24 protein-coding genes are annotated in these 25,124 nt (G+C 65.6%); 10 read left to right on the forward strand and 14 right to left on the reverse strand.

The window, feature by feature from the left end; genetic code table 11:
* Window positions 1–14: 14 nt before the first annotated feature.
* From XH81_RS07000 to topA, 3 genes are read right to left on the reverse strand one after another with little or no spacing between them, the layout of a single operon-like run.
* On the reverse strand, window positions 15–455 hold the full coding sequence (locus tag XH81_RS07000; RefSeq protein ID WP_028143945.1) for a DUF983 domain-containing protein: 441 nt from the start codon (window positions 453–455) through the stop codon (window positions 15–17).
* Window positions 449–2,818 carry a ribonuclease R gene (rnr, locus tag XH81_RS07005; RefSeq protein ID WP_028143944.1) on the reverse strand — a complete coding sequence of 790 codons (2,370 nt, stop codon included), beginning with the start codon at window positions 2,816–2,818 and terminating at the stop codon, window positions 449–451. The genes XH81_RS07000 and rnr overlap by 7 nt, the downstream gene beginning before the upstream one ends.
* A 20-nt stretch (window positions 2,819–2,838) precedes the next feature.
* Window positions 2,839–5,580: a type I DNA topoisomerase gene (topA, locus tag XH81_RS07010; protein ID WP_271596088.1), complete on the reverse strand. Its 2,742-nt coding sequence runs from the start codon at window positions 5,578–5,580 to the stop codon at window positions 2,839–2,841.
* Window positions 5,581–5,891: 311 nt separating this feature from the next.
* Between topA and XH81_RS07015 the strand changes: the two genes are divergently transcribed.
* Entirely contained in the window at window positions 5,892–6,047 is a 156-nt protein-coding gene (locus XH81_RS07015; RefSeq protein ID WP_240536454.1) for a hypothetical protein, read from the forward strand.
* Window positions 6,048–6,243: 196 nt separating this feature from the next.
* Here the strand turns inward: XH81_RS07015 and XH81_RS07020 are convergent, their stop codons facing one another.
* Both XH81_RS07020 and XH81_RS07025 read right to left on the reverse strand, forming a co-directional pair.
* Entirely contained in the window at window positions 6,244–6,798 is a 555-nt protein-coding gene (locus XH81_RS07020; protein WP_028143941.1) for a flavodoxin family protein, read from the reverse strand.
* Window positions 6,799–6,964: 166 nt separating this feature from the next.
* Window positions 6,965–7,429: a winged helix-turn-helix transcriptional regulator gene (locus XH81_RS07025; protein ID WP_271596089.1), complete on the reverse strand. Its 465-nt coding sequence runs from the start codon at window positions 7,427–7,429 to the stop codon at window positions 6,965–6,967.
* A 120-nt stretch (window positions 7,430–7,549) separates the two neighbouring features.
* Here XH81_RS07025 and XH81_RS07030 point away from each other — a divergent pair, with 120 nt between their 5' ends.
* Both XH81_RS07030 and XH81_RS07035 read left to right on the forward strand, forming a co-directional pair.
* Window positions 7,550–8,323 carry an SDR family oxidoreductase gene (locus XH81_RS07030; protein ID WP_026202489.1) on the forward strand — a complete coding sequence of 258 codons (774 nt, stop codon included), beginning with the start codon at window positions 7,550–7,552 and terminating at the stop codon, window positions 8,321–8,323.
* A 175-nt stretch (window positions 8,324–8,498) separates the two neighbouring features.
* Window positions 8,499–8,681, forward strand: a complete 183-nt coding sequence (locus tag XH81_RS07035; protein ID WP_028143939.1) for a hypothetical protein — start codon at window positions 8,499–8,501, stop codon at window positions 8,679–8,681.
* Between the two features lie 71 nt (window positions 8,682–8,752).
* On the opposite strand, the gene XH81_RS07040 is transcribed toward XH81_RS07035, so the two are convergent.
* A complete protein-coding gene (locus tag XH81_RS07040) occupies window positions 8,753–9,361 on the reverse strand; it encodes an FMN-dependent NADH-azoreductase (protein ID WP_028143938.1) in 609 nt (202 codons plus the stop codon).
* An 83-nt stretch (window positions 9,362–9,444) separates the two neighbouring features.
* Between XH81_RS07040 and XH81_RS07045 the strand changes: the two genes are divergently transcribed.
* Window positions 9,445–9,867 carry a winged helix-turn-helix transcriptional regulator gene (locus XH81_RS07045; RefSeq protein ID WP_028143937.1) on the forward strand — a complete coding sequence of 141 codons (423 nt, stop codon included), beginning with the start codon at window positions 9,445–9,447 and terminating at the stop codon, window positions 9,865–9,867.
* Here the strand turns inward: XH81_RS07045 and dprA are convergent.
* Window positions 9,864–10,982: a DNA-processing protein DprA gene (gene dprA / locus XH81_RS07050; RefSeq protein ID WP_028143936.1), complete on the reverse strand. Its 1,119-nt coding sequence runs from the start codon at window positions 10,980–10,982 to the stop codon at window positions 9,864–9,866. The two genes, XH81_RS07045 and dprA, sit on opposite strands and share 4 nt — an antisense overlap.
* Window positions 10,983–11,097: 115 nt before the next feature.
* Between dprA and XH81_RS07055 the strand changes: the two genes are divergently transcribed.
* Window positions 11,098–12,342, forward strand: a complete 1,245-nt coding sequence (locus tag XH81_RS07055; protein ID WP_028143935.1) for an amidase — start codon at window positions 11,098–11,100, stop codon at window positions 12,340–12,342.
* On the opposite strand, the gene XH81_RS07060 is transcribed toward XH81_RS07055, so the two are convergent.
* From XH81_RS07060 to XH81_RS07075, 4 genes are all read right to left on the reverse strand, one after another.
* On the reverse strand, window positions 12,334–13,539 hold the full coding sequence (locus XH81_RS07060; RefSeq protein WP_028143934.1) for a patatin-like phospholipase family protein: 1,206 nt from the start codon (window positions 13,537–13,539) through the stop codon (window positions 12,334–12,336). The two genes, XH81_RS07055 and XH81_RS07060, sit on opposite strands and share 9 nt — an antisense overlap.
* Window positions 13,540–13,709: 170 nt before the next feature.
* The gene (gene plsY, locus XH81_RS07065; protein ID WP_028143933.1) at window positions 13,710–14,306 is read right to left on the reverse strand and encodes a glycerol-3-phosphate 1-O-acyltransferase PlsY; all 597 of its coding nucleotides are present in this window, start codon (window positions 14,304–14,306) and stop codon (window positions 13,710–13,712) included.
* 29 nt (window positions 14,307–14,335) lie between these two features.
* Window positions 14,336–15,637, reverse strand: a complete 1,302-nt coding sequence (locus XH81_RS07070) for a dihydroorotase (RefSeq protein WP_028143932.1) — start codon at window positions 15,635–15,637, stop codon at window positions 14,336–14,338.
* Window positions 15,638–15,642: 5 nt separating this feature from the next.
* Window positions 15,643–16,590 (reverse strand): aspartate carbamoyltransferase catalytic subunit, encoded by a 948-nt coding sequence (locus XH81_RS07075; protein WP_018321103.1) that lies wholly within the window; start codon window positions 16,588–16,590, stop codon window positions 15,643–15,645.
* Window positions 16,591–16,770: 180 nt separating this feature from the next.
* Here XH81_RS07075 and XH81_RS07080 point away from each other — a divergent pair, with 180 nt between their 5' ends.
* The 3 genes from XH81_RS07080 to XH81_RS07090 are packed head-to-tail and all read left to right on the forward strand — an operon-like array spanning window position 16,771 to window position 19,982.
* Entirely contained in the window at window positions 16,771–17,529 is a 759-nt protein-coding gene (locus tag XH81_RS07080; RefSeq protein ID WP_028143931.1) for a M15 family metallopeptidase, read from the forward strand.
* A 21-nt stretch (window positions 17,530–17,550) separates the two neighbouring features.
* On the forward strand, window positions 17,551–19,194 hold the full coding sequence (locus XH81_RS07085; protein ID WP_028143930.1) for an acyl-CoA dehydrogenase family protein: 1,644 nt from the start codon (window positions 17,551–17,553) through the stop codon (window positions 19,192–19,194).
* A 23-nt stretch (window positions 19,195–19,217) separates the two neighbouring features.
* Entirely contained in the window at window positions 19,218–19,982 is a 765-nt protein-coding gene (locus tag XH81_RS07090; RefSeq protein WP_028143929.1) for a CPBP family intramembrane glutamic endopeptidase, read from the forward strand.
* On the opposite strand, the gene XH81_RS07095 is transcribed toward XH81_RS07090, so the two are convergent.
* Window positions 19,979–20,902 carry an AEC family transporter gene (locus tag XH81_RS07095; protein ID WP_028143928.1) on the reverse strand — a complete coding sequence of 308 codons (924 nt, stop codon included), beginning with the start codon at window positions 20,900–20,902 and terminating at the stop codon, window positions 19,979–19,981. The two genes, XH81_RS07090 and XH81_RS07095, sit on opposite strands and share 4 nt — an antisense overlap.
* A gap of 3 nt (window positions 20,903–20,905) precedes the next feature.
* On the reverse strand, window positions 20,906–21,391 hold the full coding sequence (gene ruvX, locus XH81_RS07100) for a Holliday junction resolvase RuvX (protein WP_028143927.1): 486 nt from the start codon (window positions 21,389–21,391) through the stop codon (window positions 20,906–20,908).
* A 46-nt stretch (window positions 21,392–21,437) separates the two neighbouring features.
* Here ruvX and XH81_RS07105 point away from each other — a divergent pair, with 46 nt between their 5' ends.
* Both XH81_RS07105 and XH81_RS07110 read left to right on the forward strand, forming a co-directional pair.
* Entirely contained in the window at window positions 21,438–21,650 is a 213-nt protein-coding gene (locus XH81_RS07105; protein ID WP_028143926.1) for a hypothetical protein, read from the forward strand.
* Window positions 21,651–21,955: 305 nt separating this feature from the next.
* On the forward strand, window positions 21,956–24,175 hold the full coding sequence (locus XH81_RS07110; RefSeq protein WP_049801988.1) for a DNA/RNA non-specific endonuclease: 2,220 nt from the start codon (window positions 21,956–21,958) through the stop codon (window positions 24,173–24,175).
* Between the two features lie 30 nt (window positions 24,176–24,205).
* Here the strand turns inward: XH81_RS07110 and XH81_RS07115 are convergent, their stop codons facing one another.
* A complete protein-coding gene (locus tag XH81_RS07115) occupies window positions 24,206–25,096 on the reverse strand; it encodes a LysR family transcriptional regulator (protein WP_028143925.1) in 891 nt (296 codons plus the stop codon).
* Window positions 25,097–25,124 lie beyond the last annotated feature (28 nt).

The following is a 25,124-nucleotide window of genomic DNA, read 5'->3' on the forward strand; positions in this document are numbered from 1 at the left end:
TTTTTACTTCTTGCTTACACCGGCGGAATACCATCCGGAGGGTTCTCGTCAAACCTGTGCATGCGCAGAGCCCATTGCAGGCCGACCACAGCTCCCTTCACCGGCTGCAGCAGCGCGAGCGAGGCGACGAAGGTGAAGGGCAGATAGGCCGCGAAGCTGAGCCAGACCGGCGTCGTGTAATTGGTCTCGATCCAGAGGATCGTGGGCACCACGATGTGACCGACGATGACGATCACGAGATAGGCGGGCAGATCGTCGGCGCGGTGCGGCGTGAAATCGAGGCCGCATTTGGCGCAATCGTCTGCGGTCTTCAGGAAGGCGCGGAACAGTTTGCCCTCGCCACAGCGCGGGCAGCGGCCGCGAAAGCCGCGCTTCATCGCCGTCCAGAGATCGCGCTTCTCGACGAGACCCGTCTCGCGCGTCCAGATTTTTGGGGCCGTGCTCATCGTCACCATGCTTTGCCCTTTTTACCGCCGCCTTTGCCCTTGTTCTTTCCTTTATTCTTTCCCTGGCCCTTCTTCCCCTTGCCGGATTTTGGCTTTCCCGGCTTGCGTTTTCTATCCGGGCTGCGTCCGGGCTGCGCCTTGAACGAGGGGCGGCGCTGCGGACCGGATGGTCTGCGTTCGCGCGGCGCGGTCTCACTGGAGGACGACAGCAGCTCGAAGCGCAGCGCGCCCGCGATCGGCGCTGCCTCGATCAGGCGGACGTCGACCACGTCCCCCAGCTGATACATGGTGCGGCTGCGCGTGCCGACGAGGGCGTGTCGGCTCTCGTCATAGTTGAAATATTCCGTGCCGAGGGATCGGATCGGGATCAGGCCGTCGGCGCCGGTCTCGGCGAGCTTGACGAACAGGCCGGCGCGGGTGACGCCGGAGACCCGGCCCTGGAAACTCGCGCCGATGCGATCAGCCAGGTGATGGGCAATCAGCCGGTCGACGGTCTCGCGCTCCGCCTTCATCGCGCGGCGCTCGGTCACCGAGATGTGGGCTGCGACCTCGCCGAGGCTTTCCGGCGTCTCGCTGTCGGGCAGGGCGCCTTCGCCGAGACCGAGCGCTCGGACCAGCGCGCGGTGCACGACGAGGTCGGCATAGCGGCGGATCGGCGAAGTGAAATGCGCGTAGCGGCGCAAATTCAGGCCGAAGTGCCCGTAATTCTCCGAAGAGTATTCGGCCTGCGCCTGGGCGCGCAGCACGACCTCGCTGACCAGCGGGTAATAATCATGGCCTTCGAGCTGGGCCAGCACGCGGTTGAATGTGGTGGGACGCAGAGCGCCTGATTTGGCGAAGGGAACGTCGAGCGTCTCCAGAAATTCCGCGAGTGCGTGGACCTTTTCCAGGGTCGGCTCGTCATGCACGCGGTAGATCAGCGGGAGCGACTTCTTCTCCAGCATCTCGGCGGCTGCGACGTTGGCGAGGATCATGAACTCCTCGATCAGCTTGTGCGCGTCGAGGCGCTCGGGCACGACGACCCGGTCGACCGTGCCGTCGCTCTTCAGGAGGATCTTGCGCTCGGGCAGGTCGAGATTGAGCGGATCGCGCTCGTCGCGGGCGCGCTTGGCGCAGGCATAGGCGGCATAGAGCGGCCTCAATATCGGATCGAGCAGGGGGCCGGTGGTGTCATCAGGCCGGCCGTCGATCGCGGCCTGCGCCTGCGCGTAGCTCAGCTTGGCCGCCGAGCGCATCAGGATGCGGTGGAAGCTGTGCGAGCGCTTGCGGCCGTCGGGGCCGAGCACCATGCGCACCGCGAGCGCGCCACGCGGCTCGCCCGGCACCAGCGAGCAGAGATCGTTCGAGATGCGCTCGGGCAGCATCGGCACGACGCGGTCGGGGAAATAGACGGAATTGCCGCGGTCGAGCGCGTCGCGGTCGAGCGCGCTGCCCGGCCGGACGTAGAAGCTGACATCGGCAATGGCGACGTTGACGATGAAGCCGCCCTTGTTGTTGGGATCTTCATCGGGCTGCGCGTGCACCGCGTCGTCGTGATCCTTGGCGTCGGGCGGATCGATGGTGAGAAGCGGCACGTCGCGCCAATCCTCGCGGCCCTTCAAATTGGCCGGCTCCGCCGCTTCCGCATCGCGCATCGCGGCGGGCGAGAATTGCAGCGGGATGTCGTGGGCGTAGATCGCGATCAGGCTGATCGCCTTCTCCGACTTGACCGAGCCGAGCTTCTCTTTCACCCGGCCGGACGCCAGCCCAAAGCTGCGCGTGCGGACGATGTCGACGCTGACGAGATCGCCGTCCTGCGCGCCGTGTGTGTCGGCCGCGGCGATGTTCAGCTCGCGGTCCGCGGACTTCTTGTCGACGGGCACGAGCCGTCCGCCGCCTTCGGGCAGGCTGCGAAACACGCCGAGGATGCGGCTCTTGGCCTTGTCGAAGACCTTGATGATGTGGCCGCGATAGGCGGGGCCTTCGGTCTCGGACGTCGGCTCGACGCGTAGCAGCACGCGATCGCGGACGCCGGCGACGGTGCCTGGCTTTGGCCGGCGCGGCATCTGGATGCGAATTTTGGGGGGCTCGCCACTCTCGACCTCGTCCCATTCGGTGGGGGAGGCGATCAATTCGCCGTCCTGGTCGCGGCCGGTAATATCGGCGACCAGCGTCGGCGGCAGCGCGTCCGGCTCGGACACCTTGTGGCGCTTCTTCTTGATGGTTCCGTCGTCGGCGAGCTCGCGCAATATGCGCTTGAGCTCGACGCGATCGGCGTTCTTCAGGCCGAACTCGCGCGCAATTTCGCGGGTGCCGACGTTTCCTTGATTTGCCTTGATGAAGGCGACGATGGCTTGCCTGTCGGGAAAGCCACGGTCATTCTTGCGTTTCACTTAACCTCTAATTCTTGATCTCAAGTCTTGCCGGCACTCTTCTTGGCCGGGGCCTTGGGGGCGGCTGCCTTGGTCGGCGACGTTTTTGCGGTCGACGACACGGCTGCGCGCGCCTTGCTGGTGGATTCAGTTTTCGATTTGGCCGCCTTCTTCGCGGCCGGTTTCTTCTTCGGCGTGGCGTCATCGCCGTCCGCAGCCTTCTCTGCAGTCTTCTTGGCCTTGGCCGGCTTCGCTGCCTTCTTCGGCTTCTTGCCGCCGCCCTTGGCAGCCCGCTCGTCGATCAGCGCGATCGCCTGTGCCAGCGTGACGGTGTCCTTTTCGAACTCGGCGGGGATCGTCGCGTTGACACCGCCGGCGGTGACATAGGCGCCGTAGCGGCCGCTCTTCACGGTGACGGTGCCGAGCGAGGGATGATCGCCGATCGCCTTGCCGGGATCGGCGCCGAAGCGGCGGCTCGGGCCCTTGGCGACCTTCTCCGCGATCAGCGTCACCGCGCGGTTGAGGCCGATGTCGAACACCTCGTCGCCGGCCTCCAGGCTGGCGTAGGTCTTCTCATGCTTGACGAACGGCCCGAAGCGGCCGAGGCCTGCGGTGATCGGCTGGCCGGTTTCCGGATGTTTTCCGATCTCGCGCGGCAGCGAAAGCAGCTTCAGCGCAAGCTCGAGCTCGACATCGCCGCGCGACGTGCCCTTCGGAATGCCGGCGCGCTTCGGCTTCTCGCCTTCCGCATAATCCTTCTGCTCGCCGAGCTGGATATAGGGACCAAACCGGCCGGCCTTGACCCAGACATCGAAGCCGGTGTCGGGATCCTGGCCGAGCGAACGGTCGGCGCTGGCCTCGCCATCGGCGGCGAGCTGGCGGGTGTATCGGCACTCCGGATAATTTGAGCAGCCGACGAAGGCGCCGAACTTGCCGGCCTTCAGGTTGAGCCGGCCGGTGCCGCAGTTCGGGCACTGCCTGACGTCGCCGCCGTCGGCACGGGGCGGATAGATGTGCGGCCCGAGCATCTCGTCGAGCACGTCGAGCACCTGCGCGACGCGCAGATCCTTGATGTCGTCGACGGCGCCGATGAAACCGGTCCAGAAATCCTTCAGCACCTGCTGCCAGGAGATCTCGTTGTTGGAGATGCGGTCGAGCTGCTCCTCGAGACCCGCCGTAAAATCGTATTCGACGTAGCGGCTGAAGAAGCTTTCCAGGAACGCGATCACGACGCGGCCCTTGTCCTCGCCGTGCAGGCGCTTCTTCTCCAGCTTGACGTAGCCGCGGTCCTTCAGGACCTGCAGGATCGAGGCATAGGTCGAGGGCCGGCCGATGCCGAGCTCTTCCATGCGCTTGACCAGCGAGGCCTCGGAGAAGCGCGGCGGCGGCTCGGTAAAATGCTGGGTGACGGACAGGCTCTGCCGCTTGAGCGCGTCGTTCGGGCTCATCGCGGGCAGGCGGCGGGAGTCCTCGTCCTCCTCGTCGTCGCGGCCTTCCTGGTAGAGCGCGAGGAAGCCGTCGAACTTGACCACCTGGCCGGTGGCGCGCAGCTCCAGCGTGCGGGAGCCTGCCTTCGCCGTGATGTCGACGGTGGTGCGCTCGAGCTCGGCCGATTCCATCTGGCTCGCGATGGTGCGCTTCCAGATCAGCTCATAAAGTCGCGCCTGATCGGCGTCGAGCTTGCGGCTCATGCTGTCGGGGCGGCGGGACATGTCGGTCGGACGGATCGCTTCGTGCGCTTCCTGGGCGTTCTTGGCCTTGGCCTGGTACTGGCGCGGAGCGTCCGGCACATAGGCGTTGCCGTAATCCTCACCGATCACCTTGCGCGCCTGGGTGATCGCCTCGGGGGCGATCTGCACGCCGTCGGTACGCATGTAAGTAATGAGTCCGGTGGTCTCGCCGCCGATGTCGATGCCTTCATAGAGGCGCTGGGCGATGCGCATCGTGTGCGCCGGCGCAAAGCCGTATTTGCGGCTGGCTTCCTGCTGCAGCGTCGAGGTGGTGAAGGGCGCCTGCGGATTGCGCCGGGCGGGCTTCGCGTCTACCGAGGTCACGGCGTAGGCGGCCGTCTCCAGCGCCTTCTTGAAGTCTTCGGCTTCCGCGCCGGTTCCGATGTCGAGGCGCTGGATCTTCTTGCCGTCCGCGCCCACGAGACGGGCCTCGAACGCATCGCCGCGCGGGGTGAGCAGGGTCGCGATCAGCGACCAATATTCACGCGCGACGAATTTCTCGATCTCGAGCTCGCGGTCGCAGACGAGGCGCAGCGCCACCGACTGCACGCGGCCGGCGGAGCGGGCGCCCGGCAGCTTGCGCCACAGCACGGGGGAGAGGGTGAAGCCGACCAGATAGTCCAGCGCGCGGCGCGCCATATAGGCGTCGACCAGCGCGCCGTCGATCTGGCGCGGATGCTTCATGGCGTCCGAGACCGCCTGCTTGGTGATGGCGTTGAACACCACCCGCTCGATCTTCTGGTCCTTCAGCGCGCGCTTTTCCTTCAGCACCTCCAGCACGTGCCAGGAGATGGCCTCGCCCTCGCGATCAGGGTCGGTGGCGAGAATCAGGCGGTCGGCGTTCTTCAGGGACTTGGCGATGTCGTTGAGCCGGCCGGCCGCCTTGGGGTCGACCTCCCAGATCATCTTGAAATTGGCGTCGGGATCGACGGAGCCGTTCTTCGCGGGCAGGTCGCGGACATGGCCGAACGAGGCCAGAACCTCATAGGACGAGCCCAAATATTTGTTGATCGTCTTGGCTTTCGCCGGCGACTCCACAATGACGATATTCATGTAGTTCCAGTAACTTACGGGAAAATCTGAGGCCGAAAACGAAAGGACTCGGGTCGGCCGTTTCGCTCCGAACATGGGTGGTGAGGCGGGTCCTGTCAAATCGAGGGCTGTTGAAGGTCGCCCGGGAGGGAAAAGTTTCATATCGAGAAAGTTGTAAAATACCACCTTGGAGTTGCGATCGCTATCGGCGTAATGTTTCTGCGGGGCATGGATTCGGGTGGGGTCTGGTGACTAAGCCAGGAAAGAAACGGGCGCGCGCCGCATCAGGCGCGCCGGGAGGCTCGCGTCACGAGGAACCGGGGGAGGGCGGCGTGGACGAAGCCGTCGCCTTCATCGCCGAGCAGGTCGGGGCATTGCGCAAGCTCGCCGAGCGCCACAAGCTCGACGTGCTGCATTATCTCCTAGGCATGACCAAGCTCGAGGCCGACGAGCATGTGAGGCTGCGGAGCAAGCGCAAGCTGTCGTGAGGGCACTACCCAACCCGTCGTCCTGAGGCTCGCCCTGCTTTGCAGGACGAGCGCCTCAGAGTTGAGAGCGCTGCTCCATCCCCGTCATTGCGAGCGCAGCGAAGCAATCCAGACTGTCTCCGCGGAGAGATTCTGCATTGCTTCCGCCTTCGCCAAGGCTTCGGCGGACAAGTCGCTGCGCTCAATGACGATGACGTTAGCCGTTGCGGCTGGCCGTTGCCGCCAATCGCTGGCCGAGATATTCGGCCGTGCTGACGTCGCTTTGAGGTAACAAGCCGCCAACCAAGTGGGTAGCCAAGCCAAGTTGGCTGCCCAACCGATTCCGGCCGCTCGGATCCTCCCCGCCCGGAATATCCAGCCCGCACCAGAGCATGCCGTGCTGCGCAGCCAGAATGGAGAAGTAGGTCAAGGTGTGGAGTTGATCGCCCCCCGCGAGAGCGCCCGCGGTGAATCCGGCTGCGAACTTGTTGGCCCATCGCTGCTGGGTCCACCGGTCGCTTGAGGCGTCTGCGAAGGCTTTGAATTGCGCCGCTGCTCCGCCCATGTAGGTCGGGCTGCCAAATGCGACGGCGCTGGCGCGGTCGATCGTTTCCAATAAGCTCTCATTCTGGAAGCGGCCCGACACGATATCGTCGCCCGTGATGCGACACAGCGCGACGTGCGCAATGCCATCCGCTCCGCGCGCCACTGCATGCGCCAGCGACTCGGTGGTGCCGGAGATGGAAAAATAGACGATGGCGAGCAGGGGCATGGGTGCCACTTTCGGCTATTTGAGCATCTTCGACGCCGTCTGTATTTTGTACAAGTCCTTTCAAGCCGTCATTGCGAGCGCAGCGAAGCAATCCAGAGCCTTTCCGCAGTGGCAATCTGGATTGTTTCGCTGCGCTCAATGACGCTGTGGTGGCAACCGTGCGTCATCACGCCGACCGCCGCCGCGGCGGCCGCGGCTTCAACATGGTGTCGGCGGGCGTAAGCAGCCGTCCGTCCTCCGCACGCGTTTCGAGCTTCTTCACCGGGCGGTGCTTGGCGCGATCCACCAACACGGTCGCGATCTCCTTAGGGTGATCGTCGAACTCCTCGCTCCATTGTCTGAGCGCCACCAGGATCGGGAAGGTGCCGCGGCCCTTCGGGGTCAGCACATATTCCTGATAGGCGCTGCCGTCGGAGGCGGGGGCGGTTGCCAGGATGCCGTGGTCGACCAGCGAGCGCAGCCGGACCGACAAGATGTTCTTGGCCATGCCAAGCTTGCTCTGGAATTCGCCGAAGCGGCGCAGGCCAAACAGCGCCTCGCGGATGATCAGCAGCGACCACCAATCGCCAAGCGCGTCCAGCGACCTCGCGATCGGGCAGGCATCGCCCTCGAAGCTGGTTCGTTTCACCATCGTTCCGTCCTGTCGCGTTCGCACGATCGTCGGGCCGATCACGCGCTTGTGTGGTTGCATAATAAAACCATATGCCCTAGATGGCAACATAGTTTTATGATGCAACCACTGGAGGCGAACGTGAGACTGAAGAACAAGACGGCCCTGATCACCGGCGGCAACAGCGGCATCGGGCTGGCAACGGCCAAGCTGTTCGTGGCCGAAGGCGCCAAGGTGGTGATCACCGGACGCAACAAACAGACTCTGGAGGCGGCGGCCAAGGAGCTCGGGCCGAACGCGCTCGCGCTCGCTGCCGACGCCACCGACATCGCGGCGACGGAAGCTGCGATCAAGCAGGGCGCCGAAAAGTTCGGCAAGTTCGACATCGTGTTCGCCAACGCCGGCATCGCCGGCGGCACGCCGCTCGGCTCTGCCACGCTCGAGGTCTTCGAGAAGGTCATCAGCACGAACCTGACAAGTGTATTCTTCACGGTGCAGGCGGCACTGCCTTATCTCAGCGACAATGCCTCGATCATCCTCAACGGCTCGGTGATCTCCGTGCTCGGCATTCCCGGCTACTCGGCCTATGGCGCGGCGAAAGCCGGCGTGCGCGCGATGGCGCGGATCATGGCCTCGGAGCTGTCGCCGCGCGGCATCCGCGTCAACGTGGTCGCGCCCGGCGCGACCCGCACGCCGATCTGGGGACCTGCAACGGCAACACCGGAAGCCGAGAAGGCGTTCGAGAAGCGGATCGCGCTGTCGACGCCTCTGGGGCGCATCGGCGAAACCGATCACGTTGCGAAGACGGTGCTATTCCTTGCCTCCGATGATTCCGCGCATGTGCAGGGCCAGGAGATCTTCGTCGACGGCGGCGCGGTGGCCTCGCCGAGCGGCGCGCCGATCTATCGCGGTTGATCAAGTGAAGTGAAAATTGAATCAGTCGGCGCGATCATTGCGATTGCGCCGGCAGATTCCTGCACCTGCCGAGCTGTATTTTCCTGAACCTTGCGTGAGGCGTTGAACCTTCGCGCCAGCTGCCAAGACATTTTTACGGGCAGGGGGCACAAGACTCATTTCAAGGGAGTCCGATATGCCAAAAGCAGCCCGCATTTTTTCATCGATTTCAGCACCACGCATTTATACCGAGAATTCCGCCGTTCCGGCCAAACGCTCCAATACGTCCGAACTCATCGGAGTGGTTCTGTTCGCCGGCATCGGCCTGTTCGTCTCGCTCGTCGCCGTCATCCTGGGCATGCAGGGCGCCTGGTTCTAGCCTCGCAGACCGGCCGCCGTCCATCAGCCGCCGCAGGCAAGGCCCCGGCGACTGATGATGTCGGCATGATCTCAGGCCGCGCGAAGACTTGTTGCCGCCTGAAGCGCACCCGCCAGCGCCTTCTCGCGGTGATCCGGTCCGACCTGGATGCCGTCGGCGGGGATGAACTCGACGTTCGTGATACCCATGAACCCGAACACCCAGCGCAGATAGGTTTCGAGATGCTCGCCGGCTGCGTAGGGCGTTTCGACGCCGTAATAGCCGCCGCGTGAGATCGCCACGATCACGCGCTTGCCGCCGGCGAGCCCCTCGGGCCCGGCTGCGCCGTATTTGAAAGTCTTCCCCACCACCAGGATGCGATCGATCCAGGCCTTGAGCTGGCTCGGAATCGTGAAATTGTACATGGGCGCGCCGATCACGACGATGTCGGCGGCCAGGAACTCGTCCAGCGCGGCTGCGCTTGCGGCAAGGTCGGGTCCGAGTTCCGCCGGTGCGGGCGCGCCTTGCGCGGCGGCAAGGTGCGAGCCGGAGAGGTGGGCCAGCGGGGTCTGGGTCAGATCGCGATAAATGATGTCCAGTGAGGGCGTCGCCTGCCGGAGCCGGTCGACGATGGCGGCGGAGACCTGCCTGGACACGGAGTGGGGGCCGAGCACGCTGGAGTCGAGATGGAGGAGTTTCATTTGGGGTCACCCTGGTATAAGTTTGTAACCAGAGCTACATGAGTGACTAGCGAAAACCCCGCAAGAACGCACTTTTTTGAGCCATGGGCACATCTTTGAAACTTGAGAACACTGGTTTTCCTGCGACGCCGAGGCCCGATCCAATGCCGCATCCCGACCATGCGGACTGCCGTGGGGTCGCCTCCGTGCTGTCTCGCGTCGGTGACAAATGGAGCGTGTTCGTCATCATGATGCTGAGCGACGGGCCTAAGCGCTTCAACGAGCTGAAGCGCATGATCAACGGCATCTCGCAGCGCATGCTGACCTTGACGCTGCGCGGGCTGGAGCGCGACGGCCTGGTCACGCGCACGATCTTTCCGACCATTCCGCCACGCGTCGATTACGAGCTGACCGATCTCGGCCGCGGGCTGCAACAGCCGGTGAAAGCGCTCGGGCAGTGGGCGATCGACCATCTGATGCAGATCGAGGCGGCGCGCACGCAGTTCGACCAGCGCAACGACGGCTAAAGCAGCGACACCAAGCCGCCGCCGTGACGTTCGAGCTTTCCGGCAAGCTCGAGCTCCAGCAGCACGGTGCGGACGATCGCGGGCGAGGCGCCGGACATCCGCACGAGATCGTCGATCGAGATGGGGGTGGGGCCGAGCAGGCCGGTGATCTGGTCGCGGTCGTGGCCTTGCGGCTCGCTCTCGAACGGCTCGCTGTCGGGCTCGCTCGCAGGAATCATCAGCGGCCGCTCCATGATTGGTGCGACAGCATTGATGATGTCGGCAGCTTCGGTGACGAGGGTCGCGCCCTGCTTGATCAGATCATTGGCGCCGGCGGCACGCGGATCGAGCGGCGAGCCCGGGACCGCGAACACCTCGCGGCCCTGTTCGGCCGCCATCCGCGCGGTGATCAGGGAGCCCGAGCGGTGCGCCGCTTCCACCACGACGACGCCGAGCGAGGCGCCCGAGATCAGCCGGTTGCGGCGAGGAAAGTCGCGGGCGCGCGGCTCGTGGCCGAGCGGCATCTCGGAGATCGCAGCCCCCGCGTGGTCGAGGATCCCTGCGAGCAGGTCGCCATGCTCGGGCGGATAGATGCAATCATGTCCGCCGGCGAGCACCGCGATCGTCCCGCTTGCGACACTGGCGCGATGCGCAGCCTGATCGACGCCGCGGGCGAGCCCGGAGATGACGATAAAACCGGCTTCGCCAAGCTCGCGCGCCAGCAGGCCTGCGAATTTCAGCCCGGCGCCGGATGCGTTGCGCGAGCCGACGATAGCGATCATCGGCCGCATCAGGGTTGGGGTATCGCCGCGCACCGCGAGCAGCGGCGGCGCATCGTCGATCATCGCCAGCCGGGCCGGATAGCCGTCCTCGCCGGGTGCGCGCCATGCGATGCCGAATTTGCGGCTCGCGGCGAGCTCGGCCTTGGCCTCGTCGGCGCTGCAGATGCGCCCCGATCGCTGGGCGCCGCCGCGGCGCGCCAGATCAGGCAGCCGCTCCAGCGCAGCACGCGGGCTGCCGAAATGATCCACCAGCGAACGAAAAGTGCGCGGCCCGACATTGTCGGAGCGGATCAGCCGCAGGCGGTCGATCCTGTCAGCCTCGGTCAGCTCCACGCTCGGATTGATGGCGTCCACGGCGTCTCCTTGTAGTCACAGCATGGAACAACCTGAGGGCGTTGCGCAACAGCGACCTGCGCTTGCCTGGTCCCGCCCCGATGCTAAAAGCGATGCCAATAAGAAGGGTTTTGCCATGATTTCACTCGCCGACCTCCAGCGCCGCATCGAAGCGGGGGAGCTTTCGCCCGAGGCCGCCATCGCCCAGTCGCATGCGGCGATAGAGGCCAGGGAGAAGGACGTTCGCGCCTTCGTCCGCCACGACAAATCCGCGAAGGCGCAAGCCTCCGGTCCGCTGCGCGGCATCGCGGTCGGCATCAAGGACATCATCGACACCGCCAATATGCCGACCGAGATGGGCTCGGAAATCTATCGCGGCTGGCAGCCGCGCGCCGATGCGCCTGTTGTCATGATGCTGAAGCGGGCAGGCGCCACCATCATCGGCAAGACCACCACGACCGCGTTCGCCTCGCGCGATCCGACCCCGACGCTCAATCCGCATAATTTCGGCCACTCGCCGGGCGGCTCGTCGGCGGGTTCCGCGGCGGCCGTCGGTGCCGGCATGATCCCGCTGGCTCTGGGCACCCAGACTGGCGGCTCGGTGATCCGGCCCGCGGCCTATTGCGGGACTGCCGCGATCAAGCCGTCGTTCCGGATGCTGCCGACGGTCGGCGTGAAATGCTATTCATGGGCGCTCGACACGGTCGGCCTGTTCGGCGCCCGCGCTGAGGATCTCGCGTGCGGATTGCTCGCGATGACCGGCCGCAGCGAATTTTCCGGCATCGTCCCGGCGAAGGCGCCGCGCATCGGCGTGGTCAGGCAGGAGTTCGCCGGCGCCGTGGAGCCGGCGGCCGAAGAGGGCCTGTTGGCCGCGGTGAAGGCGGCGGAGCGCGCCGGTGCCAGCGTGCAGACGATCGATCTGCCCGAGGCGGTGCAGGAGGCCTGGCGCATCCATCCCATCGTCCAGGACTTCGAGGCGCATCGCGCGCTGGCCTGGGAGTTTTCGGAGCGTCACGACGAGATCGCGCCGATGCTGCGGGCAAGCCTCGATGCCACCGCCCATCTGACGCCGAAGGACTATGACGAGGCGCGCCGGATCAGCCGTCGCGGCCGCCGCGAGCTCGGCGAATTGTTCGAGGGCGTCGACGTGCTCCTGACCTATTCGGCGCCCGGCACGGCTCCGGCCAAGGAACTCGCGACGACAGGCGACCCCCGCTACAACCGGCTCTGGACGCTGATGGGCAATCCTTGCGTCAACGTTCCCGTGCTGAAGGCGGGTGGCCTGCCGATCGGCGTGCAGGTGATCGCACGCTTCGGCAACGACGCGCGCGCGCTGGCAACGGCGTGGTTCCTCGAGGATGCGCTGGCGAAATCAGGCTAGCGCGGGCTCGTTGCTCGCGATGTGCTGATCGGATGCAGGTGAAGCTGCACTGACGGCGGTGCCTTGCCCGAGCCAGCGCTCGGCGGCTGCGCGACCACTCCGGTGCAGCAGGCGAATGAAGCCACGGCCGAGATCGGTGGACGAACGTTGCGCCAGGCCGTCAACGGAATCTTCCGCCGCGATCCTGGTGAGGCGCAGCGACGGCGCGGCATGAGCCTGCGCCCATTCGATCGCCGCGATCTCGGCATTGAGGGCGGCGTTGGCCGCGATCTGGTCCAGCCGGCGATCAATCGCGGCGAGCGTGATCGGCACGTAGCTGTCGCGCGCCGGCGTGACCTGGACGAGCAGGACGTCGGACGTCGTCGTGTCCTGCGTCAGCCGCAGCAGCGGCGGGTTGCCGCCAAAGCCGCCGTCCCAATAGGCTTCGCCCTCGATCTCGACGGCGCAGTGAACCAACGGCGGACAAGTCGAGGCCAGCGCGACCTCGGCGGTGATGGCATCGTTGCGGAAGATCTGCTGCTGCCCATCGCGGATCCGTGTCGCCGCGATCAGGAGCTTCGGGCAGTCCGGATTGAGTAGCGCGGCGAAATCGATGTCGCGCGATAGCGCCTGCCGCAGCGGATCGAGATCGAAAGGATCGAACTGGCCGGAGCGCAGCGTCGGACCGAACGCGACCGAGCTTCCCGCCGGCGAAAAGCCGCCGACCAGCATCAGCGAGCGGAACGAGGCCTCGTGCATCAGGCGGATCCAGAACCGGCTCAGCCGGCTACGTGCAGCTTCGCGGCCGCCCTCGGCAAGGCCGGAGGCGAGCAGGAGCGCATTGATAGCGCCGGCACTGGCGCCGCTGATGGTGTCGATCTCGATCGGCTCTTCCAGCAGCCGCTCCAGCACGCCCCAGGTGAAGGCGGCAAAGGTGCCACCGCCCTGCAGCGCCAGCGAGAGCTTTCTCGGCGGCCATTGGCCGGCGGGTAGCTGCGCGGGCGCAACGGGCGCGGTCGCGGTCACTACCTCGGCCGTCACTGGCGCTTGCGCGATCGGATCAGGCTGCGGCGCTGGCGGCAAGACGGGAGGAGGCGCGGGAGGCGGCGAGGGCGCATCGGACCAGATGTCGGTGGTCGAGAGCAGCCGGCTTGCCGCGGTGCGCAACGCACCTCGCAAACCAACCCCGTCATGCGCGCCGACCATCTTCTCGCTCATTCTGAGCAACCGCGTAACGCCATCTCGACTGTCAGGATGACAGGCATGGAACACATTCGCTACTGCCTGCCGCGAAGCGCCGGCAGTTGCGAACAGGATTTGACATATAATGCAGAGAGGGGGCTTCGGTATCCGTAGATGCCCGGCTTTAGACGCGGACCTCGAAGCGACTACGCCTTCTCGCCGATCCGGCTTTCTTTGCCAGCTTGCAATCGCTTGATGTTCTCGCGATGCGCGTAGAACAAGAGCAGCGTCAGCACCGCGAACAAGGCTGCGAGCGCAAGGTGCCCGAACCACCACAGGAACATCGGCGTGACGAACGCCGCCACCAGCGCGGAGAGCGAGGAGTAGCGGGTGGTGAAGGCGGTCGCCAGCCAGATCAGGCAGAACACGACGGCGCCGGGCCAGAACAGTCCGAGCAGGATGCCGATATAGACGGCCACGCCCTTGCCGCCCTTGAACTTGAGCCAGACCGGGAAGAGGTGGCCGAGGAAGGCACCGAGCCCGGCCACCATGGCGGCATTGGGTCCTGCGATGTAGCCGGCGATCACCACCGCCACGGTGCCCTTGAGCGCGTCGAACAGGAGGGTGCCCGCGGCGAGGCTCTTGCGTCCCGTGCGCAGCACATTGGTGGCGCCGATGCTGCCGGAGCCGATCGAGCGGATATCCTGGGTGCCGGCGAGCCTGGTCAGGACCAGCCCGAACGGGATCGAGCCGAGGAGGTAGCCGATGACGAAGGCCACCGGCAGAAATGCTTCAAGCCCCATGGCGGCAGCTCCAAAGGCTAGATTTCACGTCAGACATGCTCGTAGACCGTGCGTCCGCCGACAATGGTGCGCACCACGCGGCCTGTAAAGCGGGCCTCGTCGAACGGGGTGTTCTTGCAGGGCGATTTGAGGTCGGCGGGATCGACCACCCAGGGCACATCGGGGTCGATCACGATGACGTCGGCCGGACTGCCTGCGCGCAGGGTTCCGCCGGGCAGGCCGAGCAACTCGGCCGGGCGGGTCGACATCGCCCGGATCAGCGTCTTCAGGTCCAGCTCGCCATTGTGGACGAGGCGCAGGCCCGCGGGCAGCATGGTTTCGAGACCAACGGCGCCGGGAGCGGCTTCGGCGAACGGCAGGCGCTTGACCTCGACGTCCTGCGGATTGTGGTCGGACATGATGACGTCGAGCAGGCCGGAGGCGATTGCGGCCACCAGCGCGCGGCGGTCGTCCTCGGTTCGCAGCGGCGGCGACAGTTTCAGGAAGGAACGGTAGGGGCCGATGTCGTTCTCGTTCAGCGCAAGATGGTTGATCGAGACCGAGGCGCTGACGGCGAGCCCGTCGTCGCGGGCGCGCTGGAGGATCTCGAGCGAGTCGATGCAGGTCAGCGAGGCCGCGTGATAGCGGCCGCCGGTCAACGCCACGAGGCGCATGTCGCGTTCCAGGATCACGGCCTCGGCGGCATTCGGGATGCCCATCAGGCCGAGCCGCGAGGCGAACTCGCCCTCGTTCATCACGCCTTCGCCGACGAGATCGGGGTCCTCGGTGTAGTGGACGATCAGCGCGTCGAAATCGCGCGCGTAGGTCAGCGCGCGCCGCATCACCTGCGCATTGGTCACGCTTCTGACGCCGTCGCTGAAGGCGATCGCGCCCGCGGCCTTGAGCAGACCGAACTCGGTCATCTCATCGCCGTGCATGCCCTTGGTGAGCGCTGCCATCGGCTGGATGTTGACGATCGCGGTGTCGCGGGCGCGGCGCATCACGAAGTCGACGGTCGCCGAATTATCGATCACCGGAGAGGTGTCGGGCTGGCAGATGATGGTGGTGATGCCGCCGGTCGCGGCCGCCTGGCTCGCCGTGGCAAAGGTCTCGCGATGGCTGAAGCCGGGCTCGCCGACGAAGGCGCGCATGTCGATCAGGCCGGGCGCCACGATCTTGCCGGTGCAGTTGACGATGTCGGTGCCTTCGGGGACGCCGGCCGCGCCGATGCCGCGGCGGGTCTCGCGGATGGCGCCGTCGGCGATGAGAACGTCGCCGACACCGTCGAAATCCCGGGAGGGGTCGACGACGCGGGCGTTGGCGAGCAGGATGGGGCGGCGATCGGTCAGCATCGGCATCACGCGTTCGGCAGGTTGCGGGCGAGCGCTTCCAGCACCGCCATGCGCACGGCGACACCCATCTCCACCTGTTCGCGGATCAGGGATTGCGCGCCGTCGGCCACGATCGAGTCGATCTCGACGCCGCGGTTCATGGGGCCCGGATGCATCACCAGTGCGTCGGGCTTGGCGTAGGCGAGCTTCTTCTGGTCGAGCCCGAAATAGTTGAAGTACTCGCTGGATGACGGCACGAAGGAGCCGTTCATACGCTCGCGCTGGAGCCGGAGCATCATGACGATGTCGGCGCCGTTGAGCCCCTCGCGCATGTCGCGCGCGACCTCGACGCCCATCCGCTCGATGCCTGGCGGCAACAGCGTGGTCGGGCCGACGACGCGGACGCGGGCGCCCATCGTGTTGAGCAGGATGATGTTCGAGCGGGCGACGCGCGAATGCAGCACGTCGCCGCAGATCGCGACCACGAGCCCTTCGATCCGGCCCTTGTTGCGGCGGATGGTGAGCGCGTCGAGCAGGGCCTGGGTCGGATGCTCATGGGCGCCGTCGCCGGCATTGATCACGGAACCGTCAACCTTGCGGGCCAGCAGTTCCACCGCGCCGGAGGCGTGATGGCGCATCACCAGGATGTCCGGGTGCATCGCGTTCAGCGTCATCGCGGTGTCGATCAGCGTCTCGCCCTTCTTCATGGACGAGGAGGACACCGACATGTTCATGACGTCGGCGCCCAGGCGCTTGCCGGCGAGCTCGAACGAGGATTGGGTCCGGGTGGAAGCCTCGAAGAAGAGGTTCACCTGCGTCCGTCCCCGCAGGACGGTGCGCTTCTTGTCAACCTGGCGGTTGAGCTCGACATATTCTTCGGACAGGTCGAGGAGGCCGGTGATGTCGGCCGCGGAAAGGCCCTCGATGCCCAGCAAATGCCGGTGGCCGAGGACGAAGGTCGATTTCGATGTCATTAAAACGAGAGCTATAGGCGCGGATGCATGACGGGGCAAGGGCCAATGCCGGGGCGGGGAGTTATCCCCTGAGGAGTCTGGTACACGGTCATTCCGGGATGGCGCGCAAGCGCCAGACCCGGAATCTCGAGATTCCGGGTTCGATGCTTCGCATCGCCCCGGAATGACAAGGAAGTTTAGATGCGCTCCATCAAATCGATTTTGATCGTACTTTTAACAATCGCCTCCATCTCATCCGCGTTGGCCCAATCGCTCCCCGGCGGCTTCGTCTATCTGCGCGAGATCGATCCCGGCATCATCCAGGACATCCGCTACGCCACCTCGAACAATTTCGTCGGCCGCCCGCTTGCCGGCTACAATGCCGGTGAATGCGTGGTGAAGCGCGAAGTCGGACTGCGGCTGAAGGCGGTACAAGAAGAGCTGGCGGCGCAAAACCTCTCGCTCAAGATGTTCGACTGCTACCGGCCGGCGCGGGCGTCGCTCGATATGGTCAAGTGGTCGCAGAACGGTCACGAGACGGCGGCCGAGCGGCGCTATAATCCCAAGATCCCCAAGACCGAGCTGTTCCGCCTCGGCTACATCGCGAGCCGGTCGCAGCATTCGACGGGCGCCGCCCTCGATCTGACCTTGGTCGATCTCAAAGCCGACAACGCCGCCAAATATGATGCGGCAAAGACCTATGCCGACTGCACGGCGCCGGTCGAAGCGCGCGCGCCGGAAGGCAGCGTCGACATGGGCACCGGCTACGACTGCACCGACACGAGGGGCCATACTGCGGCACCGTCGATCACACCGGAGCAGCGCGCCTGGCGCAAGCGGCTGGTGGCTGCGATGGCCAGGCAAGGCTTTGTGAACTATTCGAAGGAGTGGTGGCATTTTTCCCTGCCAGGGGCGGGCGGGGCCGCCTATGATTTCCCGATTCAGCCGCGCCGGAACTAAAGTCCGCGCCGAGGAAACCTGATGACCCAGCCGAGCTTCGCGACCCACGAGGTCTTCAACCAGTCGCCGCCGTTCGAGGATATCGACCTGTTCGCCGTGGATCGGCCGCTGGTCGATGCGGTGAAGGCCAATGGCGGCGCGGCGGCGGAACGCGAGCTGTCGGAGTTCGGCAGGCAGTGGGGCTCGGCCGCGATGGCCGATCGCGGGCGCGTCGCGAACGAGAGCACGCCGAAGCTGCGCACCTTCGACGCAAAAGGCAATCGCCGCGACCAGGTCGAGTTTCACCCGGCCTATCATGAGCTGATGGCACACAGCGCTCATGCCGGCGTCCACAATTCGACCTGGACCGCGAACGGCAAGCCTGCGGGCGATGCCGCCGAAGTCATTCGTGCCGCAAAATTCTACATGGCCGCGCAAGTCGAGACCGGCCACCTCTGTCCTGTTACGATGACGCGCGCCTCGGTCGGTGCGCTGGCGATGCAGCCGGACCTGCTCGGCAGGGTGATGCCGGTGCTGTCGACCCGGAGCTACGACCCGAGCTTTGCGCCGTGGTGGCAGAAGCGCGGCATGACTCTCGGCATGGGCATGACCGAGAAGCAGGGCGGCACCGACGTGCGTGCCAACATGACGCGTGCGGTGCGCGACGGCGAGGCCTATCGCATCACCGGCCACAAATGGTTCATGTCGGCGCCGATGTGCGATGCGTTCCTGGTGCTGGCGCAGGCCGAGCAGGGTCTGACCTGTTTCTTCATGCCGCGCTTTGCGCCGGATGGTTCGGTGAATGCGATCCAGTTCCAGCGGCTGAAGGACAAGCTCGGCAATCGCTCCAATGCCTCGTCCGAAGTCGAGTTCGTCGGTGCCTACGCCGAACGGGTCGGCGAGGAGGGCAAGGGCATCCGCACCATCATCCAGATGGTGCAGCTGACGCGGCAGGATTGCGCGATCGCATCCGTCGGCCTGATGCGCTCGGGACTTGCGCATGCGCTGCATCACGCCCGTCACCGCAGCGTGTTCCAGAAACATCTGGCCGATCAGCCGCTGATGCAGGCCGTGCTGTCGGACATGGCGCTGCATGTCGAGGCGAGCACAGCCCTGGTCATGCGGCTCTGCCGCGCCTTCGACCGCACGCCGCACGATGCGGCGGAGGCCGCCTATATGCGGCTGCTGACCCCCGCAATCAAATACTGGACCTGCAAGAGTGCGCCGCCGTTCCTCTATGAGGCCATGGAATGCCTCGGCGGCAACGGCTATGTCGAGGACGGCATTCTGGCGCGGCACTACCGGGAATCGCCGGTCAACGCGATCTGGGAGGGCTCCGGCAACGTGATGTGCCTCGACGTGCTCCGGGCGCTCTCGCGCGAGCCGGAGGCGGCGACGGCTGTGCTGCAATCGCTTGCGGCCGAGACGAAGGGCTTGCCCGGAGCAGGCGAAGCGATTGCGTTCATCGGTAAGACCTTCCGCCGCGCCGATGGCGAACGCGTCGCGCGGCTTGCGGTCGAGAAGCTGGCACTGCTTGCCGCCGCTGCGGCGCTCAACGGCGTGTCGCCGCGCCACGCCGAACTGTTTGCCGCCACGCGCCTCGCAGCGACCCACGCCAGCATGTATGGCGCGGTCGAGCTGGAGAGCGGCGAGATGCGCGCGCTGCTGGAGCGGGCGCTGCCGTGAGTCTTCCCAACGAAAGCCTCCTGATGGATTCCCTCAATCCCGACCATCCGCCGTTGACCGTGACGCCAGCGACGCCGCGCCTCTGGATGTTCTGGGGCACCGCGCTGTGGGGCCTCTTCGTCTTCGTGGCGATGTTCGTCGGGCAGATCGGCGCCGTTGTCCTGCTGGTGGTGCAGCGTGGTCTTCCCATGGACTTCGCCTCGCTCCAGGCGGTCGGCCAGGATCCGCAGGCGCTCGCGCTGTCGGTCATCATGGGCCTGCCGGCGACGCTCCTGGCGGTGTGGCTCGCCATTGCCATCAAGAAAGCCTCCTTCGTCGACTATCTCGCGCTGCACTGGCCGTCCTGGAAGCAACTGCTGTTCGGTGCGGTCGGCCTCATCCTGCTGGTGCTGGTCTGGGAGACGATGTCGCGCGCGCTCGGCCGCGAGGCGACGCCGGGCTTCATGACCGATCTGTTGAAATCGGGCCGCGACAAGGGCGCGGCGCTGTTGCTGCTGTTCGCCTTCAGCGTGGCTGCGCCGATGTCGGAGGAGATCCTGGCGCGCGGCTTCCTCTATCGCGGCTGGTCGGCGAGTTTCTTGCGCGTGCCGGGCGCGATCCTGCTGTCGTCGCTGGTCTGGACGGTCGTGCACCTGCAATACGACATGTACTTCCTCGCCGAGGTCTTCACCATCGGCCTGTGGTTCGGCTACATGCGCTATCGCGCGAATTCGCTCTGGCTCACCATCGTGCTGCACGCGCTGAACAATCTCACCGCGGTGGTGCTGACGATGTGGCTAGGAAGCTAGGCCGCCAGCGCGATCGCGATCGGCATCGTGATCGCCGCCAAAATCGTCTGCAGCGTGATGATCTGCGCCAGCAGCGGGGCATCGCCGCCCATCTGGCGCGCCATCACATAGGCGCTGGACGAGGTCGGCACCGCCGCGCAGATCGCCACGATCGCGCGGCTGTCGCCCGACAGTCCGAACCAGACGGCCAGCGCCAGTGCCAGCGCAGGCATCAGCGCGAGCTTGAAGACGACGCCGATGGCCGCGGCCACGCTTGGACGCAAGAGGCCTTCGAGATGCAGACCGGCGCCGGTGACGAGCAAGCCGATCGCGAGCGAGGAGCGGCTAAGCGCGTCCGCCACCTCGTGCCAGAGTTTTGGCAACGGCAGGTGGGTGACGTTGACGAAGAGCCCGATCGCGCAGGCCCAGATCAGGGGATTGCGGATCACCGTCATGACGATGGTCCGCGCTGACTGCTTCTCCGGCGCGGCGTAATGGGCGAGCACCACGACGCTCAACACGTTGACGAGGGGAATGATCGCGACCATCGCCACGGAGGCGAGCGCCAGCCCGACATCGCCGAACATGTTGGCGGCGACCGATAGCCCCACGAAGGTCTGCCAGCGCGTCGCGCCCTGGAAGATCGAGGTGAAGGCGGGGCCGTCGATATCGAGCCGGGCCAGGGCAGGGCGCAGCGCGAGGCAGAGCAGCGACATCGCCAGCGCCGACAGCAGCAGCGCGCCGCCGACACCCGCGACCGGCACCTTGGAGAGGTCGGCCTTCACCAGCGTCTGGATCAGCAGCATCGGAAACAGCACGAAATAGGTCAGCCGCTCCAGCCCGTGCCACTGCGTGTCCAGCCGCATCAGGCTGCGCTTCAGCACGATGCCGAGCACGATGAGGATGAAGACCGGCAGCAGCGCCGCAATCACGACGGCCATCAGTCAGGTGGTCCCTGAACGGAGATTGGCGAGGCGGTCGAGCGCGCCTTGCAGGATGAAGATCGCGGCGTGCTCGTCGATGACCTCGGCGCGCTTGGCGCGGCTGACATCCATGCCGATCAGCTCGCGCTCGACGGCCGCGGTCGAGAGGCGCTCGTCCCACAGGCCGATGGGGAGGGCGGTCAGGCCGGCGAGATTACGGGCGAAGGCGCGGGTGGATTGCGCGCGCGGACCCTCGCTGCCGTCCATGTTGATGGGCAGGCCGAGCACGAAGCCGACCACCCTGCGCTCGGCCGCAATCGCGAGCAGCCGGGCGGCGTCCTGCTTGAACTGCTTGCGCTGGATCGTCTCGACGCCGGTCGCAAGCCGCCGGTCCGGGTCGGATACGGCAACGCCGATGGTCTTGGTGCCGAGGTCGAGCCCGACCAGCGCGCCGCGGGCGGGCCAGTGGGTTGCAGCATCGACGAGAGGCAGGATAAGAGCCGGCATGGCGTAGCGCATATCACGCGTTACGCCGCGGAGTGAACCCGGAACAATGGATGCGCTGACATTATTCGGTCTGTTCGCCGTCACGGCGATGCTGGTCAGTTACGCCCTGGAAGATCGCAGCCATTGGTTCGTGCTGTTGTTCGCCGCATCCTGCGCGCTCGGCTCGGCCTACGGCTTTCTCCAGGGCGCCTGGCCGTTCGGTCTGGTCGAAGCGATCTGGGCCGTCGTGGCGCTGCGGCGGTGGCAGCTGAAGCCGTAGATTATCCGGCGGCCGCGACATGCGCGCGTAATCGTAATGCACAAAGTGCGTCGATCATTTGTGGCAAATCTCACACGGGGACGTCGCGGGCCATGGCATGATGTCGCGTCTCCGGCAGCGCGCATCGATTGACGCTATGGTTGTGAAGCGGTAGAAATGTAGGTCTAAAGTAGTGTGGGGCACGTGCCCCGATTTCCAGAACGATCGGCAGCGACCGGCAGTCCCGCCCGTGCTGCAACCTTGGCGCAAATTTCTAGTGCGCCCCGACCACGTCCCATATTCGCCCAATCATTTGAGAGGTCACGATGCTCATCAAGCCAAGCCTGATCGCGGGCTCAGAAAGGCGATTCAAACAAGCCGAGTTCTCACCCGAAGCCCTGAACCGGAAACTGGGCGACGGTCCGATCGAGATGACCGTCGAGAAGATGCGCCTGCGCCAGCGCCAACTGCTGGCGGAGACGCAGGACGTGGAGAAGGCCGAGATCGGCCTGGAGCGGATCATCCAGGGCAATGATCTCGACAGCATCAATTATCTCGCCAAGGGGACCGCGGCCTCGCGCTCGATCTGCCGCATTCAGCTCAGGGATCTCAAGTCGAATCTGCTCGGCTACGGCTCGGGCTTTCTGATCGGGCCGGGCCTGCTGCTGACCAACCATCATGTCTTCGGCAAGCCGGCGGAGGCCGCCAATTCGATCGCCGATTTCAACTACGAGCTCGACGTCTCTGGACAGGAGCGCGTGCCGGTGCGGTTCGGCTTCGAGCCGGGCAAATTCTTCTACACCAATGACAGGCTGGATTTTTCGATCGTCGCGGTGGCGCCGACCTCGCTGTCGGGCGGGGAGGAGCTCGAGGATTGGGGATGGCTGCCGCTCAGCGGCGCGCCCGGCAAGGCAGACCCCGGCGAGTACCTCACCATCGTCCAGCATCCCAGCGGGCAGATGAAGCAGGTCTGTGTCCGCGAGAACAAGCTGCTCAAATATGTCGGCGACTTCCTCTGGTACAACACCGATACGACGGCGGGATCGTCGGGCTCGCCGGCATTCAATCGCTTCTGGCAAGTGGTCGCGCTGCATCACAGCGGCGTTCCCCGGAAGGATGCGCAGGGCCGCACCCTGACCAAGGACGGCAAGGTGTGGAAGTCGTCGATGGACGAATCCTCGATCGACTGGATCGCCAATGAAGGCATCCGGATCAGCGCGATCGTCGCCGATCTCAAAGTGGCCGTCGGCTCCCATCCCCTGATCAAGCCGGTGCTGGACGAGGAGGAGCCGCCGAACCGGCAGGAGATCGAGAAGGTCCGCGCACCGGTCGCCGCGCCCGCTTACGGCGCCAACATCTGGGTCGAGCAGTCGCTCGACGGCGCCGCGCTGGTGGTCCCGATCCGGGTGCCGTTGCCGATGTTCAGGAAGGACATTCCGTTCGCTCCGCTGGTACCCGTGCCGGGTCCGGCTGGGGGTAACGCAGGGACGCAGAACGGCGGTATGCCGAACGGTAGCAAGCCGTTGATCGCTCCGCCGGCCGGCCTCCTGCCTCGCATCAGTGCGAACGGCCTGCCCATGGAGGCCGTGCATATCGATCAGAGCACGCTGAAATCGCGTCCCGGGTACAAAGCGAATTTTCTCGGCACCGGTAAATTCTCGGTGGCCCTGCCGAAGATTCCGGCCGCTCTCAAGTCCCGGATCGCGACGCTGAAGGGAAGCTCCAGGCAGTCCGAGCTGAAATACTTCAACTACAGCGTCGTCATGAACAAGGAGCGCCGGCTCGCCTTCTTCAGCTGTGTCAATATCGACGGCGGACAGCAACAGGACGTCGGCAAGCGCGAAGGCGATTCCTGGTTGCGCGATCCGCGCATCGACGACGATGCCCAGATCGGCGACGAGTTCTACCGCAAGCAGGCCACCTTCGAGGCGGACCGCAGCAAGAACCCGTTCGATCGCGGTCATCTCGTGCGCCGCCTCGATGCGACCTGGGGCGACACCGTCGCCGCGGCCAAGCAGCACGGCGACGATTCCTTCCACTTCACCAATTGCTCGCCGCAGTTCTTCTCGTTCAACCAGGGCAAGCAGCTCTGGGCGGGCCTCGAGGATTACACGCGCGATGTCCTGCTCGAAGGGGAGGAGAAGGGCATCGTCATGAACGGTCCGGTGTTCGACGGGCCGGACGCCGACGGATCCGATCTGCCCAATCCGGCCGGCCGGCCGCACAAGGATCCGAGCTTCGGCGGCGTTCAAATCCCGAAATATTTCTGGAAGATCCTGATCCGACGCAACGAGGATGACGACGCTCTCAAGGCGGCAGCATTCCTGATGAGCCAGCGAAAGCTGGTCATGGAGATCGATCGCATCCAGGAGGTGGACCTGCGCGAAAAGATGTCGGAGGAGGACGTCAGCGTCTTCCAGGTCTCGATCGCGGACCTGGCGAAATTGACCAAGCTCGACTTCGGCAATCTCGCCGACGCGGATTCGCACGAGGCGACCTCGGTCGGCCCGCGGCGGATCGAATCCTATGAGGACATTCGACTCTAGAACAGCGCCGCCTGACGCGGCGTCACCGCGTCAGGCCGCGATGACGTCCTCGTCAGTCTTCAGGCAAGCGGCAAAACTGCAGAGCGCGCTGGTTTGATGGCCGGCGCGACGCTGGATGAACAGTGTCTCGACCCGCGCTTGCGACGGGCTCAGGGTGTGGATCGAGACGGTGCCATTCATTGCGCTACGTTCGACGACCGCGCGCGGCAGCAACGTCACGCCCATGTCGGCGGCGACGCAGCCGATCATGCCGTCGAGCGTGCCGAGCTCGAAGCGTGCGGCGGAAGGCCAGCCGAACTCGACGAAGATCTGCTCGAGCCGCTGGCGGTAGGTGCAGCCGGTGCGGAATACCAGCGCGGTCGGGCCGGACTCCGGCGTGCCGGCGCGCAGCTCGGCAAGCGAGGCCCAGCGACGCGCGCTGACCAGCACCAGCTCCTCGCGGAAGGCGCTCGTCGCAGCGAGGTCGTCATGCGCGATCGGACCTGCGACGAAGGCACCATCGAGCGCACCTTCGAGCACGCCGGCGACGAGGTCGGCGGTCGGCGCGGTACGCAAGGAAAGGCGCACGGCAGGAAAGCGGCGGTGGAAATCGGCGAGCAGCGGCGGCAGCCGCACCGCTGCGGTCGTTTCCATCGACCCGATCGCAAGCGGTCCCTTGGGCTCGCCATCGTCGCGCGCCGCAAGCACGGCCTCGCGCGACAGCGCCGCCATCTTTTGAGCGTAGGGCAGGAGGCGCCTGCCGGCGCCGGTCAGCGTCATGCCCCGGCTGTGGCGTTCGAACAGCGGCGTGCCGATCTCCGCCTCCAGAGCCTTCACGCGCTGGGTGACGTTGGATTGCACGGTGTTCAGCTCTTCCGCGGCGCGAGTGATGCCGCCGGTGCGGGCGACTGCGGCAAAGGTGTTGAGATCGCTGAGTTCCATGGCCCGTTTCTCTTTTGAGATGGCAGCG

Origin of the sequence: Bradyrhizobium sp. CCBAU 25360 (assembly GCF_028128695.1) — a bacterium.
GTDB lineage: Bacteria > Pseudomonadota > Alphaproteobacteria > Rhizobiales > Xanthobacteraceae > Bradyrhizobium > Bradyrhizobium ottawaense.